The sequence below is a fragment of the Microbacterium sp. genome, from assembly GCF_052102115.1.
Taxonomy (GTDB): Bacteria; Actinomycetota; Actinomycetes; order Actinomycetales; family Microbacteriaceae; genus Microbacterium.
The window spans coordinates 1-15,758 of record NZ_JBQDVP010000004.1 but is presented as its reverse complement, the minus strand read 5'-3'; the positions used below and the strand labels follow the sequence as shown (position 1 = coordinate 15,758).

14 protein-coding genes are annotated in these 15,758 nt (G+C 67.8%); 5 read left to right on the top strand and 9 right to left on the bottom strand.

Annotated elements, in window-relative coordinates:
* Positions 1-3: 3 nt before the first annotated feature.
* The gene (locus tag ACTICP_RS02335; RefSeq protein WP_441889118.1) at positions 4-477 is read left to right on the top strand and encodes a DUF3093 domain-containing protein; all 474 of its coding nucleotides are present in this window, start codon (positions 4-6) and stop codon (positions 475-477) included.
* A gap of 70 nt (positions 478-547) precedes the next feature.
* Here ACTICP_RS02335 and ACTICP_RS02330 read toward each other — a convergent pair whose 3' ends face one another.
* Positions 548-841: a DUF4193 domain-containing protein gene (locus tag ACTICP_RS02330; protein ID WP_033107339.1), complete on the bottom strand. Its 294-nt coding sequence runs from the start codon at positions 839-841 to the stop codon at positions 548-550.
* 198 nt (positions 842-1,039) lie between these two features.
* Here ACTICP_RS02330 and sepH point away from each other — a divergent pair, with 198 nt between their 5' ends.
* The gene (sepH, locus tag ACTICP_RS02325; RefSeq protein ID WP_441889116.1) at positions 1,040-2,098 is read left to right on the top strand and encodes a septation protein SepH; all 1,059 of its coding nucleotides are present in this window, start codon (positions 1,040-1,042) and stop codon (positions 2,096-2,098) included.
* A 17-nt stretch (positions 2,099-2,115) separates the two neighbouring features.
* On the opposite strand, the gene ACTICP_RS02320 is transcribed toward sepH, so the two are convergent.
* On the bottom strand, positions 2,116-3,249 hold the full coding sequence (locus ACTICP_RS02320; RefSeq protein ID WP_441889114.1) for an alkaline phosphatase family protein: 1,134 nt from the start codon (positions 3,247-3,249) through the stop codon (positions 2,116-2,118).
* A gap of 43 nt (positions 3,250-3,292) precedes the next feature.
* On the opposite strand from ACTICP_RS02320, the gene ACTICP_RS02315 reads away from it, so the two are divergent.
* Positions 3,293-5,737, top strand: coding sequence for a DNA gyrase/topoisomerase IV subunit A (locus tag ACTICP_RS02315; RefSeq protein WP_441889112.1), 2,445 nt, complete (start codon positions 3,293-3,295; stop codon positions 5,735-5,737).
* Between the two features lie 193 nt (positions 5,738-5,930).
* Here ACTICP_RS02315 and ACTICP_RS02310 read toward each other — a convergent pair whose 3' ends face one another.
* Positions 5,931-8,027: a DNA gyrase/topoisomerase IV subunit B gene (locus ACTICP_RS02310; RefSeq protein ID WP_441889110.1), complete on the bottom strand. Its 2,097-nt coding sequence runs from the start codon at positions 8,025-8,027 to the stop codon at positions 5,931-5,933.
* A 182-nt stretch (positions 8,028-8,209) separates the two neighbouring features.
* Here ACTICP_RS02310 and ACTICP_RS02305 point away from each other — a divergent pair, with 182 nt between their 5' ends.
* Complete coding sequence (locus ACTICP_RS02305) at positions 8,210-8,428, top strand: DUF7455 domain-containing protein (RefSeq protein ID WP_033107139.1); 219 nt, start codon at positions 8,210-8,212, stop codon at positions 8,426-8,428.
* 50 nt (positions 8,429-8,478) lie between these two features.
* Here the strand turns inward: ACTICP_RS02305 and ACTICP_RS02300 are convergent, their stop codons facing one another.
* Positions 8,479-9,495, bottom strand: a complete 1,017-nt coding sequence (locus tag ACTICP_RS02300) for an alanine racemase (protein WP_441889108.1) — start codon at positions 9,493-9,495, stop codon at positions 8,479-8,481.
* Positions 9,495-10,211 carry an alanine racemase C-terminal domain-containing protein gene (locus ACTICP_RS02295; protein ID WP_441889107.1) on the bottom strand — a complete coding sequence of 239 codons (717 nt, stop codon included), beginning with the start codon at positions 10,209-10,211 and terminating at the stop codon, positions 9,495-9,497. The genes ACTICP_RS02300 and ACTICP_RS02295 overlap by 1 nt, the downstream gene beginning before the upstream one ends.
* A gap of 98 nt (positions 10,212-10,309) precedes the next feature.
* Here ACTICP_RS02295 and ACTICP_RS02290 point away from each other — a divergent pair, with 98 nt between their 5' ends.
* A complete protein-coding gene (locus ACTICP_RS02290) occupies positions 10,310-11,332 on the top strand; it encodes a sugar-transfer associated ATP-grasp domain-containing protein (RefSeq protein ID WP_441889105.1) in 1,023 nt (340 codons plus the stop codon).
* A 20-nt stretch (positions 11,333-11,352) separates the two neighbouring features.
* Here the strand turns inward: ACTICP_RS02290 and murJ are convergent, their stop codons facing one another.
* The 4 genes from murJ to ACTICP_RS02270 form a co-directional block, all read right to left on the bottom strand.
* Positions 11,353-12,933, bottom strand: a complete 1,581-nt coding sequence (gene murJ / locus ACTICP_RS02285; RefSeq protein ID WP_441889103.1) for a murein biosynthesis integral membrane protein MurJ — start codon at positions 12,931-12,933, stop codon at positions 11,353-11,355.
* A gap of 51 nt (positions 12,934-12,984) precedes the next feature.
* Complete coding sequence (locus ACTICP_RS02280) at positions 12,985-13,680, bottom strand: coenzyme F420-0:L-glutamate ligase (protein ID WP_441889101.1); 696 nt, start codon at positions 13,678-13,680, stop codon at positions 12,985-12,987.
* Positions 13,677-14,978, bottom strand: a complete 1,302-nt coding sequence (locus ACTICP_RS02275) for an RNA polymerase sigma factor (protein ID WP_441889099.1) — start codon at positions 14,976-14,978, stop codon at positions 13,677-13,679. Before ACTICP_RS02275 ends, ACTICP_RS02280 begins: the two co-directional genes overlap by 4 nt.
* A gap of 175 nt (positions 14,979-15,153) precedes the next feature.
* On the bottom strand, positions 15,154-15,758 hold a 605-nt coding region (locus tag ACTICP_RS02270; protein WP_441889097.1), incomplete at its 5' end, for a PAC2 family protein.

Below are 15,758 nucleotides of genomic sequence, written 5' to 3'. Positions count from 1 at the left end.
CTAATGCAGAACCCCACCGCCGACACCCGCGTTCGCTACCGCGAGCGTCTTTCGCCGAGCCTGTGGATGCTGGTGACCGCGGCCGTAGCCGCCCCCATGCTCATGTTGACCTTCACGCCGCTGGGATCGCTCGTCGCGCTGCTGATCGGGGTCGCCGCGGCGCTGGTCCTGCTCATCCTGATGGTCGCCGGCTCCCCCGCGATCCGGATCGAGGGGACGGTGCTGCACGCCGGGCGAGCACACATCGACGCGCGTTGGCTCGGTGAGGTCGTCGAGCACACCGGTGAGGAGGCACGCGCCGCGCGCGGAGCAGATCTGCCCGCCCGCGGCTGGCACCTCATCCGAGGGGGCATCGACGGGCTGGTGGTCGTGCAGAACACCGACCCCGCCGATCCCGCGACGAGCTGGACGATTTCGACGCGCACGCCCGACCGTCTGGCCGCGGCGATCCGGGCCGCAGCGGCCGACGCGCGCTGACACGGTCCCCGAGAACGACGATGCGCCCTGGCCGAACGGCCGGGGCGCACGAACGTGAGTGCGTCTGCGATCAGGCAGCGCACTCCTTGCAGATCGGACCCTCCGCGCCTTCATGGTCGAGCTGCGAGCGGTGCTTCACGAGGAAGCAGCTCATGCAGGTGAACTCGTCCTGCTGCGCGGGGAGCACGACGACGTCGAGCTCCAGGTCGGAGAGGTCGGCTCCGGGAAGGTCGAAACTCGAGGGGTTGTCCGAGTCCTCATCCCCGGTCGTGCCGGACAGTTTGTCCGGCACTCGCTCCTTCAGGGCTTCGATCGACTCGGAGTCGTCTTCGCTCTTTCGAGGGGCGTCGTAATCGGTTGCCATGCGGTAGATCTCCACTTTCATGGTGCGAGTGGTCGGTGTGCCGTCGGGTACGCGGCGGGCATAGTTTGCACGATCATGGCGCGTTTCGCAAATGCCATTCCGTGCCACAGGTCAAACTGGCGGCGCGCCCGGTGTATTCCCGGTTCCCCCGGCTCGCGCGTGGCACCATGAATCAACAGCCATCAGAGGGGCATTCGCATGGAAAACGTCACGATCGTCGGCACGGAAGACGACCTGCTGATCCTCGCCACCGGTTCCGGCGAGCGATTCGCTCTCGCGATCGACGATGTGCTGCAACGGGAGATCCGCCGGGCACGCCGTCGGGATGATGATGAGAAGCCTCGTCCCACTGTCAGCCCGCGCGAGATCCAAGCGCACATCCGCTCAGGACTGTCCACCGCCGAGACCGCTGAGCTCCTCGGAATCGGCATCGAGCACGTCGAGCGCTTCGAAAGCCCGGTGCTCGCTGAGCGCGAACACATCGTCGGTCAGGCTCTCGCCGTCCCCGTCCTCATCGGCAGCGATGTCGAGCCGGATGCGCAGCCGACGTTCGGCGCCGCCATCCGCGCGAAACTGGCAGATGTCCATGCGAGCGCCGAGCGCTGGGCGAGTTGGAAGGAAGAGTCCGGCTGGATCGTCAAGCTGGAGTTCACGGCCGCCGACGTCGCCCACGACGCCCGCTGGAGCTTCGACCCGCGACGCAGCGCCCTCTCCCCGCTGAATGCCGATGCGACCCAACTGTCCCGGCAGGGCTCACTTCCCGAAGGGCTGATCCCCCGGTTGCGCGCCGTCGAGGGTACACGCCCGGAGTCGCCGTACAAGGACGACACCCGGTTCGATTCCGGCGCTTTCGGCCCGCGACTGCTGCCGGAAACGGATGCAGATGCCGATGAGCTGCTGATACCCGAGCGTTCGGATCCGGCTGCTCAGGCCGCCGCGATCAACCGCGCGCCGGACCAGCCTCAGACGAGTGCTGAGACCGCCGACCTGTTGGAGGCGCTGCGGCGCCGCCGCGGCCAGCGGGAGAGCGCACCCGCCGCGGACGACTTCGGGAACAGTGGCGACGAGCACGCCCACTCATCGAGCCCGATCGCGCTGTTCGACGCCCTCGAACCCGAACCCGACTCCCCCGCAGACGCGTCAGAGCGGAGCGAAGCGTCCAACGATGCATCGCAGGACGTGTCGAGCCGCCGTCGCCGCCGCAATGCCATGCCGTCCTGGGACGAGATCGTCTTCGGCGCCCGCACCGACGACTGACGCCGGCAGCCGAGCGGTCAGCCGCCCGTGATGAATGCACCGCGTCGGATGTACGGCACGATTCTCTCCTCGGGAGTCAGGGCGCCGTGCTGACCGATCATTCCGCGTGAACGCTGATCCGCCGCCGTGCCGTCGTAGAACGCCCTATTGCCGCGAGATATGACGACCAGGTCTCCGATCCGATCGGCAGCATCCGCGGTCACCTCGGAGCCGTACAGCCCCGCCTCGATGACCTCAGCACGGCTGAGCACGTCGCCTTCGCCGTCGCTCGCGCGCCGCCACACATCCAGCGCCGCCGCCGGGTCGGCATCCGGCTCGAGGTAGACGTGCAACATGCGCGGTTCTCCGCCGAGATGACGGACACCGTCGAGACGCACGTCGCCGGTCTCCAGCACGACGTGCCGGAACGTCGGGACGTCGACCATGCCGTGGTCGGCAGTGATGAGTACTCCAACATCTTTCGGCGGAGCAACCGAGAGCGCCTGATCGACGTCCTCCAGCGCGACGATCCACTCCGGCGAGTCGACGCCATGTCGGTGCCCGGCCTTGTCGATCTCCGGCAGGTAGCAGTAGACGAGTGCACCCGCGTGGTCCGCGGCGAGCTGATAAGCGACCGCGACGCGTTCTGCCGGCGACTTCGCCGCGACGAATTCGGCACCGCGGAGTGTCGCTCTGGTGAATCCGCTGTGCGCGTAGGCAGCGACGCCGATCGCGTAGGCGGGGTGTCCAGTTGCGACGGCGGTTTCGAATACGGTCGGCCGTGGCTGCCAGACGAGCGGATCGATGCCGTCCGACTCCCAGCCCGACAGCAGGTTGACCAGACGATCCTGCTCGCGGTCGAGCACGCTGTACCCCACCAGTCCGTGGCTGCCAGGATCGACGCCGGTGAGCATGCTCGTGAGCGCCGCACCGGTCGTGGTGGGGAACACCGAGTACGCGACGTCTTTGCGTCCGACGCCCGCCGTCAGATGGCGGGCGTGGCCCGCGTGCCCGCGAAGCTGGATGGCCCCGAGCCCGTCGACGACGACCACCACCGCCGATCGTGCGGGAGCCAGGGCTCCGGATTCGCCCGCCAGCGAGGCCAGCAGGTCGCCCGCCACCCCGCGGATATGCCGGGCCGACGCGGGCACGGTCGGTAGAATCGGAGACATCCGAGCCAGTCTTCCACAGGCTCAGCAACGTCCCAGGAAATCCATGCCCCGAACCGAATCCGCCGAGCCCGTCGAAGAGCGCATCCAAGACATCGAACTGTCCAGCGAGATGCAGGGCTCGTTCCTCGAATACGCCTATTCGGTGATCTACTCGCGTGCCCTCCCCGATGCGCGCGACGGTCTCAAGCCCGTGCAGCGCCGCATCCTCTATCAGATGGCAGAGATGGGCCTGCGACCCGACCGGGGGCATGTCAAGAGCGCGCGCGTCGTCGGCGAGGTGATGGGTAAGCTCCACCCGCACGGCGATTCCGCGATCTATGACGCACTGGTGCGCCTGTCGCAGGACTTCGCGCTGCGCGTTCCGCTCGTCGACGGTCACGGTAACTTCGGCTCGCTCGATGACGGCCCCGCAGCATCCCGGTACACCGAAGCCCGGCTCGCGCCGCCCGCCCTCGCGCTGACCGAGAGCCTCGACGAGGACGTCGTCGACTTCATCCCCAACTACGACGGCCAGTTCCAGCAGCCGTCCGTGCTGCCAGCCGCGTTCCCGAATCTGCTCGTGAACGGCGCGAGCGGCATCGCCGTCGGCATGGCCACCAACATGGCCCCGCACAACCTCATCGAGGTCGTCGCCGCCGCGACCTATCTGCTCGAGAACCCGGATGCCACGGTCGAGCAGCTCATGGAGTACGTGCCAGGGCCCGACTTCCCCTCCGGCGGGATTCTCACCGGCCTCGACGGCGTCAAGGACGCCTATACGAACGGGCGCGGCGCGCTGCGCGTGCGTGGCAAGGTGTCGGTCGAGTCGCTCGGCCCGCGACGCACCGGCATCATCGTCACCGAACTGCCATACATGGTCGGACCGGAGCGTCTGATCGAGAAGATCCGAGATGCCGTCCAGGCGAAGAAGCTGCAGGGCATCAGCGATGTCAACGACCTCACCGACCGTCAGCACGGCCTGCGCGTCGCGATCGGCATCAAGACCGGGTTCGATCCGAGCGCGGTGCTCGAGCAGCTGTACCGTCTGACTCCGCTGGAAGACTCGTTCAGCATCAACAACGTCGCACTCGTCGACGGCCAGCCGCGCACGCTCGGCCTCAAGGAGATGCTGAGCGTCTACGTCGGGCACCGGCTCGAAGTGGTCACCCGCCGCAGTCGATTCCGTCTGGCACGGCGCGAAGAGCGACTGCACCTGGTCGAGGGGCTGCTCATCGCGATCCTCGACATCGACGAGGTCATCCAGGTCATCCGCTCGTCCGAAGACTCCGATCAGGCACGTTCGAGGCTGCGGACGGTGTTCGATCTCTCCGAGCCGCAGGCCGAGTACATTCTCGAGCTGCGGCTGCGCCGCCTGACGAAGTTCTCCCGCATCGAGCTCGAGACCGAGCGAGACAAGCTGCTGGCCGAGATCGCGGAGCTGCGTGAGCTCCTCGCGAGCGAGGTGCTGCTGCGCGCGCAGGTCGCCAGCGAATTGGATGCCGCGGCCGATGCGTACGGCACACCGCGACGCACGCTGCTGATGAACGGCAAGCCGGCCGCTCCGCGGCGGGCAAAGCCGGGCGAGGCCGATCTGCAGATCGCCGACGCGCCCACCGTGGTGGCACTGTCGACGACCGGGCGGGCGGTGCGCGTCGACCTCGCCGAGGGCCAGGAGCTGAGCCGCCCGGCACGCCGCAGCAAGCACGATGCGATGGCCTCCACCGTGACCACGACGGTGCGCGGAGAGGCTGGCGCCGTCACCACCGCCGGGCGCCTGCTGCGCTTCTCCCCCGTCGATCTGCCCTCCGTCCCCGGCACGTCTGTGCAGCTCGCTGCCGGCACCCCGCTGCGCGACTATCTGGGCATCACCTCGCGCTCTGAGAAGGTGCTCGCAGTGGTCGATCTGTCGTCGGATGTACCGCTGGCGCTGGGCACCGCGCAGGGCACCGTCAAGCGCATCGTTCCCTCAGCGCTGCCTGTGCGGCCGGAAGTCGAGATCATCGCGCTGAAGCCCGGAGACGCCCTGGTCGGAGCGGCCGCGGCGCCCGACGACGTCGACCTGGTGTTCATCACGACCGACGCACAGCTGCTGCGCTTCGGGGCCTCCGCGGTCCGTCCGCAGGGCGCGGCGGCCGGCGGCATGGCGGGCATCAAGCTCGGCGCCGACGCCGCGGTCCTCTTCTTCAGCGCCGTGACTGCGCCGGATGAGGCGGCTGTCGCCACGGTCTCCGGCGCCGACGGCGTGATCCCCGGAACGGATGCCGGTCGGGCCAAGGTCTCGGCCTTCGCGGAGTTCCCCACCAAGGGGCGCGGTACGGGCGGAGTCCGGGCGCATTCGTTCCTCCGGGGCGAGGACCGGCTCACGGTCGCGTGGGCAGGGCCTGCCCCCGCCTACGCCGTGGGCACCGACGGTGCCGTGCGCAAGCTCCCCGAAGCTCCGGCCAAGCGTGACGCGTCCGGTCAGCCGATCGACGGCGTCATCGGCTCGATCGGTCGCCCGGTCGCGTGAGGCGCGGGACGCTTCGACTCGCCTCACGCTCGCTCACCCCGTTTCGTCTCGCTCCGCTCGCTCAACGCCCGCAGGGGCGGGGTCCGTTGCGGGTCGTTGAGCGGAGGCGGCGCAGCCGCCGAAGACGAAACGGGGTGAGCGCAGTCGCGAAGCGGCGGAGTCGAAGCCGCCGACTCCGCAGCAGCTCACCGACTCAGGCGTCGATCGACTCCCGTGAGAGCTGATCCGACGAGTCGACGATGAACTCGCGGCGCGGGGCTACCTCGTTGCCCATCAGCAGTTCGAAGACGCGGCCGGCGGCCTCGGCATCCTCCATGCGCACGCGGCGCAGCAGGCGACCGCCCTTGTCCATGGTCGTATTCGCCAACTGATCGGCATCCATCTCGCCGAGGCCTTTGTAGCGCTGGATCGGCTCGTGCCAGCGCTTGTTCTGCTTTCGCAGTTTCGCCAGCAGAGTGTGCAACTCCTGCTCCGAATACGTGTAGATCGTCTCGTTGGGCTTCGAGCCGGGGTTGATCACGATTACGCGGTGGAGCGGCGGCACCGCGGCGAACACGCGCCCCTCCTCGATCAGCGGCCGCATGTACCGGAAGAACAGCGTGAGCAGCAGGGTGCGGATATGCGCGCCGTCGACGTCGGCGTCGCTCATCAGGATGATCTTGCCGTAGCGGGCCTGCTCGAGATCGAACGTGCGCCCGGATCCGGCGCCGATCGTCTGGATGATCGCGGCACACTCGGCATTCGAGAGCATGTCTCCGATCGACGCGCGCTGCACGTTGAGGATCTTGCCGCGGATCGGCAGCAGCGCCTGCACCTCGCTGTTGCGCGCACGGCGCGCCGTGCCGAGCGCGGAATCGCCCTCGACGATGAAGAGCTCGCTGCGCGAAACGTCATTCGAGCGGCAGTCCACGAGCTTCACCGGCAGCGACGAGGACTCCAGCGCGTTCTTCCGCCGCTGGGTCTCTTTGTGCGCACGCGCCGACACGCGAGCCTTCATCTCGGAGACGACCTTGTCGAGCAGCTGACCGGCCTGGTTCTTGTCGTCGCGCTTGGTGGAGCTGAACCGAGCGCCGAGCTCCTTGCGAAGCACCTGCGCTACGACCTGGCGCACCGCCGGAGTGCCGAGCACCTCTTTGGTCTGCCCCTCGAACTGCGGTTCGGGAACCTCGACGGTCAGCACGGCCGTGAGCCCGGCGAGCACATCGTCCTTCTCGAGCTTGTCGTTTCCCACCTTGAGGCGGCGGGCGTTCTGCTCGACCTGCGCGCGGAGCACCTTGAGCAGCTCCTGCTCGAAGCCCTGCTGGTGCGTGCCGCCCTTGGGCGTGGCGATGATGTTCACGAACGAGCGGGTGACCGTGTCATAGCCGGTTCCCCACCGCATAGCGAGGTCGACGCGGCACTCCCGCTCCACCTCGGTGGAGGTCATATGGCCATCGGGCTGCAGAACGGGAACGGTCTCTTTGAAAGTGCCGGATCCCTGGATGCGCCAGGTGTCGGTGATCGGAGCATCCATCGCCAGATAATCGACGAACTCGGCGATGCCGCCCTCGTAGTGGAACGACGTCTCCGTCGGTTCGCCGTCCTCGCCCGCCGACGCCGCACGCTCATCACGCACCACGAGCTCGAGACCCGGTACGAGGAAGGCGGTCTGCCGGGCGCGCGTCTCGAGCTCCCCGAGCTGGAACGCGGCATCCTTCGTGAAGATCTGACGATCGGCCCAGTAACGCACCCGCGTGCCGGTCACACCACGCGGCGCCTTTCCGATGACGCGCAGCTCGCTGCTCTTCTCGAACGGTGTGAAGGGGGCGTCGGGGCGCTTCTCCCCCGAATCCGCGAACAGTCCGGGTTCTCCGCGGTGGAACGACATCGCGTAGGTCTTTCCCCCGCGATCGACTTCGACGTCCAGACGCTCGGAGAGCGCGTTGACGACCGACGCGCCGACACCGTGCAGACCACCGGATGCCGCATACGATCCGCCGCCGAACTTTCCCCCGGCGTGCAGCTTGGTGAAGACGACCTCGACGCCGGTCAGTCCAGTGCGCGGCTCGACGTCGATGGGGATGCCGCGGCCGCGATCGTGCACCTCGACGCTGCCATCCTCGTGCAGGATCGTGTCGATCTTCGTACCGCTGCCGCCGACAGCCTCGTCCACGGCATTGTCGATGATCTCCCACAGGCAGTGCATCAGCCCCGGGGATCCGTTCGACCCGATGTACATGCCGGGGCGCTTGCGGACCGCTTCGAGCCCCTCTAGCACCTGAAGATGATGGGCGGAATACTCGGCGGTCACAAGGATCGATTCTATTCTCCGGCGGGCCCCGGAGGCGGCAGACACTCCCCGATATCCGCGCTCCGGAGCGACGGGCGTACGCGGTGAGCGAAACACGCCGCCTTCCGGGCATGACTCTCAGCGGAGCGTGGTTGTATTGAGCACATTCCCCAACGGAAGCCGATACCCGAGGAGGCACCGAGATGAACGCTACAACCGAACGTGAGACCTCCACCGTCGAGTACCGTCTGACCGCGATGGACCGGTGCGACTCGTGCGGAGCGCAGGCCTACATCGCCGCAGAGGTCAACGGCTCGGAGCTGCTGTTCTGCGCGCACCACGGCCGCAAGTACGAAGAGAAGCTCCGCGACGTCGCCACGTCCTGGCACGACGAGACGGCGCGTCTCGTCGACGCCGTCTGACTGCACGCACCAGACTTTTCACGTCGATGCCCGGGCCGATGGTCCGGGCATCAGTCGTATCGGCGCTCGATCAGCGGAGAGAGCCGCGTGAGGATCTCCTCGCCGACCGTGTCAATGCGCTCGGCGAGATCGGTCGCGCTGACGCCGTCGGCGCCGAAGACCGTGACGGTCTGACCCGGCCGCTCATCCTCGCCCGCAGAAATCTCCGTCCACGTGCGCTCGACCCGGATGATGTGCGATCGACGATCGCCGATCGATGCGCCCACCAGATTCGACGGCAGCCCGTCGAGCGCGCCGATGTCGATCCGAGCGCGGCCGTCACGCACGTCGACGATGTCCGCACGCAGCGCAGCCACCGGCCGAATGCCATCGAGCTCCGGGCCGTCGGCGGAGCGGACGCCGTAGCAGAAGGCTCCGATGCGGCTCAGCGTGCCGCGCAACTCCGAACGCCACCAGGATGCCGCTGAGGCCGTGAGATGCAACTGGCGCGGCGTGCCGCCGGCGGCGCGCAGCACATCGACGGCCGAGAGGAACTCTCCCTGCGCGCGGTCATCCTCGGCATCGCTCGCCTCCGCGAGATGACTCCAGACCCCGGCGACCCGCAGCAGTCCGGCCTCCTCGGCACGGCGCGCAACGGCGACGGCGCCCGGCCACTCCTCGGGCCGGATCCCGTTGCGGTGCAGACCGGTATCGATCTTGAGGTGCACCCGCGCTCGACGCCCCAGGCGCCCGGCGGTGTCGATGACCCGCCGCAGGTAATCGCTCGTGCCGACACCGAGGTCGACGTCGGCGAGGATCGCCTCGGCGACGTCTTCTGCCGCGGATGTCGCCCAGGCGAAAACGCGCGCGTCGGGCGACAGACCTCGGATGCCCAGAGCGGACGCGACATCGTACGAGCCGAACCACCGCACGCCCGCCGACAGCGCCGCGGGCACCGCCCACTCGAGGCCGTGACCGTAGGCATCGTCCTTGGTCACCATCATGAGCTCACCGGGGGCTATCCGCGCGGTGACGGCGTCGATGTTGCGCAGGAAACGGTCAGTGGAGATCTCGAGGCGTGCTGTCATCAGTCTCCCTCCACCCTGCTCGCGTGCAGACCCGCAGCGCAGACGAGCTCGGCGGCAGTCAGCCCCGTGGCCGCCGCCCACGCGCGCAACTCCGCCCGCGCGGGGCCCGCTCCCCCGAAATACGTCACCTCATCGCCCTCCGTGGCCGGCACGTCGGAAAGCACCGGCGAACCGCCCAGATCGATGACGCAGACATCCATCGCGATGCGTCCGACGATGGGAACCATCCGGCCCCGCAGTTCGACGTGCGCGCGGTTTCCGAGTGCACGGACGATCGCCTGCGCGTAGCCGCCGGTCACGAGCGCGAGCGTGGTATCGGCCGTCGCCCGGTGGGTGTAGCCGTACGAGACGGCCTCACCGCGGCGCAGCGGCTTGATCGACATCACCGTGCCCGTCAGACGCATCACCGGACTCGGAGCGCTCTGACCATCCCCCGGCAACCCGTAGAGCAGCTCGGCGTCGATATCCGGGACATCCGCGTCCGTCGCCGCGAGACCGGCGGAGCGCAACAGCCGCGCCTGCTCAGCGCCATCGACGCGAACCGCCCGAGCCCCTGCGGCCAGCACAGCGCGGGCGACCGGGAGCACGCCGTGGCCATAGGCATCACGGCGCAGATCAGCGATCTCTCCTCCAGCTGCCACGGCGGCGGCGGCGCATTCCACCAGCGCAGAACGAGAGATCACGGCGCGAGTCGCCGTGCTGCGAGGAGTGACCACCCATCGAGTCTACGGGCCGAGAACCGTGCCGCCGGTGAAGACGGCTGCACGCCGGTCGCCGCCTAGAATGGTGTGTCCGCAACGAATCTGGAGACCGAATGCCTGCCAACGGCCTGGGCGTCATGCCCCGACTGCGCTACCTCGCCGACCGCGCCCGCCGCATCGATGTCGGATCGGTGTTCACGCGCGCCCGCGAGGTACGCGACCAGCACGGCAAGGCGGTGCCGGCGGTGGTCGTCGACATGCTGTGGAGCGCGGGGTTCAAGAACGTCGGTTTCCAGGACTACGTCGACTTCGACTTCGCGATGCTGAATGCTGCGGAGCGCGCCACCTACATGACGCACCCGGTGTCCAACCAGCTGTCGCAGCAGTACGACGCCGAGCCGTATCGGCACTTCTTCCACGACAAGCTCGAATTCAACCGCGCTTTCGGCGAGTTCCTGCAGCGCGAGTGGATGCACGTCCAGGAAGGCAACGCCGCCGAGCTTGAGGAGTTCACTCGCCGGCACGGCACCATCATCGCCAAGACGCGCCGGGGTCAGGCCGGCAGCGGCGTCAAGCGGTATCACGCCGCAGATGTCGCCGACTGGGCGGAGTTCCACCGCGGACTGCTGCAGCGCGGCGAGGAGCTCATCGAGCAGGTGCTCGTGCAGCACGACGATCTCGCGGCCGTCTGCCCGGGCACCGTCAACACCACCCGCGTGACCGCGTTCTTCGACGGGCAAAAGACCCATATCCTCGCCGTCGCGCAGAAGTTCGGGCGCGGAGAGGTGAGCGATCAGATGTCCTTCGGCGGTTTCTACACCATGCTCGATGAGACCGGGCACGCCCGCTCAGCCGGCTATGACTCGCACGGGCACGTGCACGTCGACCACCCCGACTCCGGGTTCCGGATCGAGGAGTTCCAGCTGCCGCTGTACGACGAGATGGTCGCCTTCATCGACAGGGCGGCCCGCGTTGTTCCCCAGATCCAGTACGTGGGCTGGGACGTCGTGATCGGCCCGGACGGGCCCGCGCTCGTCGAGGGCAACTGGGGCGCCGGCGTGTACGAGAACAAGCCGTCCGTGTCCGGCATTCGAACCGGACACAAGCCGCGCTATCGCGCGGCGATCGGATTCTGATCCACAGCTGCGGCTTCGACTCAGCGCCGGCGCAGCATGCGCATCGCGGTGCTGAGCTCCGGCACCCGGAATAGGGCCAGCAGGGCGACGAAAGCGATGCCGGTGACACCGGCGATCATCGCGGCTCCCAGCGCGCCCTGCAGCATGCTGTCCAGCATCCAGCTGTCCACTCCGCCGAGCAGGAGGAACGCTCCCCAGCCGGCGGCAGCCGCGGGGATGGCGAGCAGCACGAACCGGCCCAGAGCCAACATCGTCCGACCGAGGCCGAACGAGCCGAATCGGCGACGCAGCAGGATCACGGCGATCACGGTCTGCACTGTGCTCGCCAGCGACTGCGCGAGGGCGACAGCCGCGGCACGCTGATCGAGCGGAGTGGCCGCCGCGACGACAAGAGTCAGCACGACGAGCAGTGCGGCTTGGATCAGGGTGTAGACGAATGGCGTGCGCGCGTCACCGTAGGCGTAGAAGGTGCGCTGGACGATGAACAGCACCGCGAGCGGCAGCAGGCTCACCAGATACGCGAGCAGCAGTGGTGCGACGAGCACGGCTTCATCGCCGCTGCTGCTGAAGATGCGCGCCGCGGGGATCGACGCAACGCCGATCGCAGCCGTCGCGACGATGACGAGCAGTCCCAGAATGCGCAGCGACTGTCGGACCGTCTCACGCAGCTCATCGTGCTTCTCGGCCGCCGCCTGCTCGCTGATCCTGGTGAAGTACGGCGTGCCGATCGCGATGACGATCGTGGAGTACGCGACCATGAACACCAGCCAGGCGTAACCGGATGCGGCGACTGATGCGTTCTCGCCGGACGCGGGAGTGACCACCCTCGACTGCACCAGTCCGGCGACCTGTCCGGCCAGCGTGGTCAGGAAGGTCCAGAACGCGAGCTTGCCCATGCGGCCGAGGCCCATGCCGCGCCACTGGAAGTCGAACCGCAACGGAATGCCGATGCGGCGCCAGAAGAAGACGAGCACGACAGTCTGCGCGACGACCCCGAGGGTGGCCGTACCAGCGAGCAGCGTGATCATCTCGCTGTTCCAGCCTTCGAGCGCAGTGCGGCTCTGGCCGAACAGGACCATGAACAGCGCGAACCCGGCGATCGAGATCACGTTGTTGACGATGGGAGCCCAGGCGTACGGACCGAAAACGCGTCGCGCATTGAGGATCTCGCCCAGCAGCGCGAACATGCCGTAGAAGAACAGCTGCGGCACGCACCAGTACGCGAACTGGGTCGCGAGCGCCGTCTGCTCCGCACCGAAGTCGGAGTAGAGGTCGATCAGCAGCGGCGCACCGATGGTCGCGACCAGGGTGATCGCACCGACGATCAGCACGCCGAGCGTGAGGAGTTTGGCGAGGAAGGCGTGTCCGCCGTCCTTCTGCGCGCTGGCTCTGACGACCTGCGGCACGATCACGCCGGTGAGCACACCGGCCGAGATCACCTGGTAGATGCTGTTGGGCAGCTGATTGGCGACAGCGAAGGCGTCCGGCGCCATGCCCACCGAGCCGATGGCCATGACGAGTACGACCGCACGCAGCAGTCCGGACAGCCGGGATACCAGCGTCCCGCCGGCTATCACGGCACTGGCACGACCGATTCCCATCGACGCCCTTCTGAGTCATCGCCTGAGCGCGGACCACGCGGGTCCGAGGCCTCAGACGGCGCGGATGATGCCCATGGGCGTTGACTCGCGTCCCTGCCCGAGCGGGTTGTCCTTCAGGATACGCAGGAGACGCGCCTCGCCCGGCCTGTCGAGCGTGGATCCCAGGATGTTCCCACCGAGGTCATTGATGTCGACCACGGCGACGTCGGCGGTGCCGCCGATCAGAGCCTTGACGTGCGTGGCGACCTGACGAGGGTTCTTCGGCCCGAGTACGACCGCCTCGTTGTACGGGGGGATCGTGTGCTTGGTCGGACCGTCGATTGCACGAGCCTTGTCGCCGGCGATCCGGTAGAAGTCGCCCTTGCGCCCGAACGCCTTGGTCACCGCCGAGACGGCGGCGGCGAACAGGATGCGGGGCGTGCCGCATTCGCGCAGCGCCATCTCCATCGTCTCCGGCATGCCGAGCCCGATGCCGTAGGGCGTGCGGGTGACGTACTTGGACAGGAACAGCGCGAGGCGCCGTGGCTTGATCTCATCGAGTCGGTACGACCGACCCTGTGTGATCGCGACGATCTTCTCGGTCACGAAAAGCAGGTCGCCGGGCTGCACAGCGTCGGCCGCGTACTCGGTGATCACAGCATCCAGATCGTCGTCAGGCATGACGACGCGGGTGCGCAGCGGAATGCGGGCGTAGGTGCGGCCGTCGATGCTCGTCTCGAGCGCCTTGCCCTCGTTCGCCTGGCTCACTCGAGGTAGTCCCGCAGCGACTGCGAGCGGCTCGGGTGGCGCAGCTTCGCCATCGTCTTCGACTCGATCTGGCGGATCCGCTCGCGCGTGACGCCGAACGTGTCGCCGATCTGGTCGAGCGTCTTGGGCTGGCCGTCGCCGAGGCCGAAGCGCATGCGGATGACGCCCGCCTCGCGCTCGGAGAGCGAGTCGAGCAGCTGCTCGAGCTGACGCTGCAGCATGGTGAAGCCGACGGCGTCGGCCGGAACGACCGCCTCGGTGTCCTCGATGAGGTCACCGAACTCGCTGTCGCCGTCCTCGCCGAGCGGTGTGTGCAGCGAGATGGGCTCACGGCCGTACTTCTGCACCTCGACGACCTTCTCAGGCGTCATGTCGAGCTCGCGGCTGAGCTCCTCCGGCGTGGGCTCGCGGCCCAGGTCCTGCAGCATCTGGCGCTGCACGCGGGCGAGCTTGTTGATGACCTCGACCATGTGCACGGGGATCCGGATCGTGCGGGCCTGGTCCGCCATCGCACGGGTGATCGCCTGACGGATCCACCAGGTGGCGTAGGTCGAGAACTTGAAGCCCTTGGTGTAGTCGAACTTCTCCACGGCGCGGATGAGGCCGAGGTTGCCCTCTTGGATGAGGTCCAGGAACTGCATGCCGCGGCCGGTGTAGCGCTTGGCGAGGGAGACGACGAGGCGGAGGTTCGCACCGAGCAGGTGGCTCTTGGCGCGCTGGCCGTCGCGGGCGACCCACTGCAGGTCCAAGCCCAGCTGGCCGGTCTTCTCGGCCGCCGTCATGTTCGACAGCTTCTCTTCGGCGAACAGGCCCGCCTCGATGCGCATGGCGAGCTCGACCTCTTCGGCCGCGTTCAGCAGTGCGACCTTTCCGATCTGCTTCAGGTAGTCCTTGACCGGGTCGGCGGTGGCGCCCGTGATCTGCGTCGAGTAGACCGGGACGTCGTCCTCGTCCTTGGTCGTCAGGACGATCGCGCCGGTGGGCAGCGGTTCGGTGAACGCCGGCTTCTTGCTCTCGTCGTCCTCGACCTCTTCGACGACGTCTTCGGAGGCCTGAGCCTCGGCGACGGGGTCATCGGCCTTCTTGCGTCTGGTCGGAGCCTTCTTTGCTGCGGGCTTCGCTGCGGGGGCCTTCTCGGCTGCGGGCTTCGCCGCCGGGGCCTTCTTCGCCGCAGGCTTCTTCGCGGCGGCAGGCTTCTTCGCCGCAGCCGCGGAGACGGTCTCGTCCGTCTCAACCGCGTCGGTCTCTGCGGTGGTCTTCGTCTTCGTCCGGGAGTTCTTGGTCGCGGCAGGAGTCACGTTTCGCCTTTCACGGGGCGACATAGCCACCCCGGGACATTTCGGACACTAGTAAGACCCTTGTCAAGCCCCGCGCCTGAGCACGGACCATTGACAACGGGTCGGATAACCAGTATCTCACACTTCACAGCCACCGGCGTCGCGCGGCCGCGGCGGCGTCATGGGCGCGGCGGGATCAGGATCTGCCGCGCTTCTCGTCGTCTCCGGGGGGCCGGGTGGCGAGGTAGCGCTCGAGCTCTGCCGCCAACTCGTCGGCACTGGGCAGATCGCGTTCGTCGAATCCGCCCTCGTCGAACCGGTCGGTGTCATCCGGATCGCGTCCGGCCATATAGGAGTCGTATCGGGTCTCGAGCGTCTGCAGCATCTGACGCAGCTCGTCGTTGTTCTCGACCTGGTCATTGACCTTCGTCAGGTACTCGTCGCGGTTCGCGCGCAGGTCATCGATGTTCAGCATCAGGCCCGTCGATCCCATGACGCGATCGGCCGCGGCGATGACGGCGTCGGGGTTCTCAGTCTCTGCCAGATAGTGCGGAACCAGCAGTACGAAGCCGACGACGCGGTCGCCGCGCTCGGCGAACCGGTACTCGAGCAGATGCCCCACCGTGCCGGGCACCTGCGTGCGCGGCCGCCATACCGACAGGCTCGCCGTGATCTCTTTGCGGTTGCCGCTCACGGTCGTGCTGATCGGCCGGGTGTGCGGCACGGGCATCGCGATCGAATGCACCCAGGTAACACCGGACACGCCGAACTCCTCGGCGAAGTCGAGCACGCTCTGCGAGA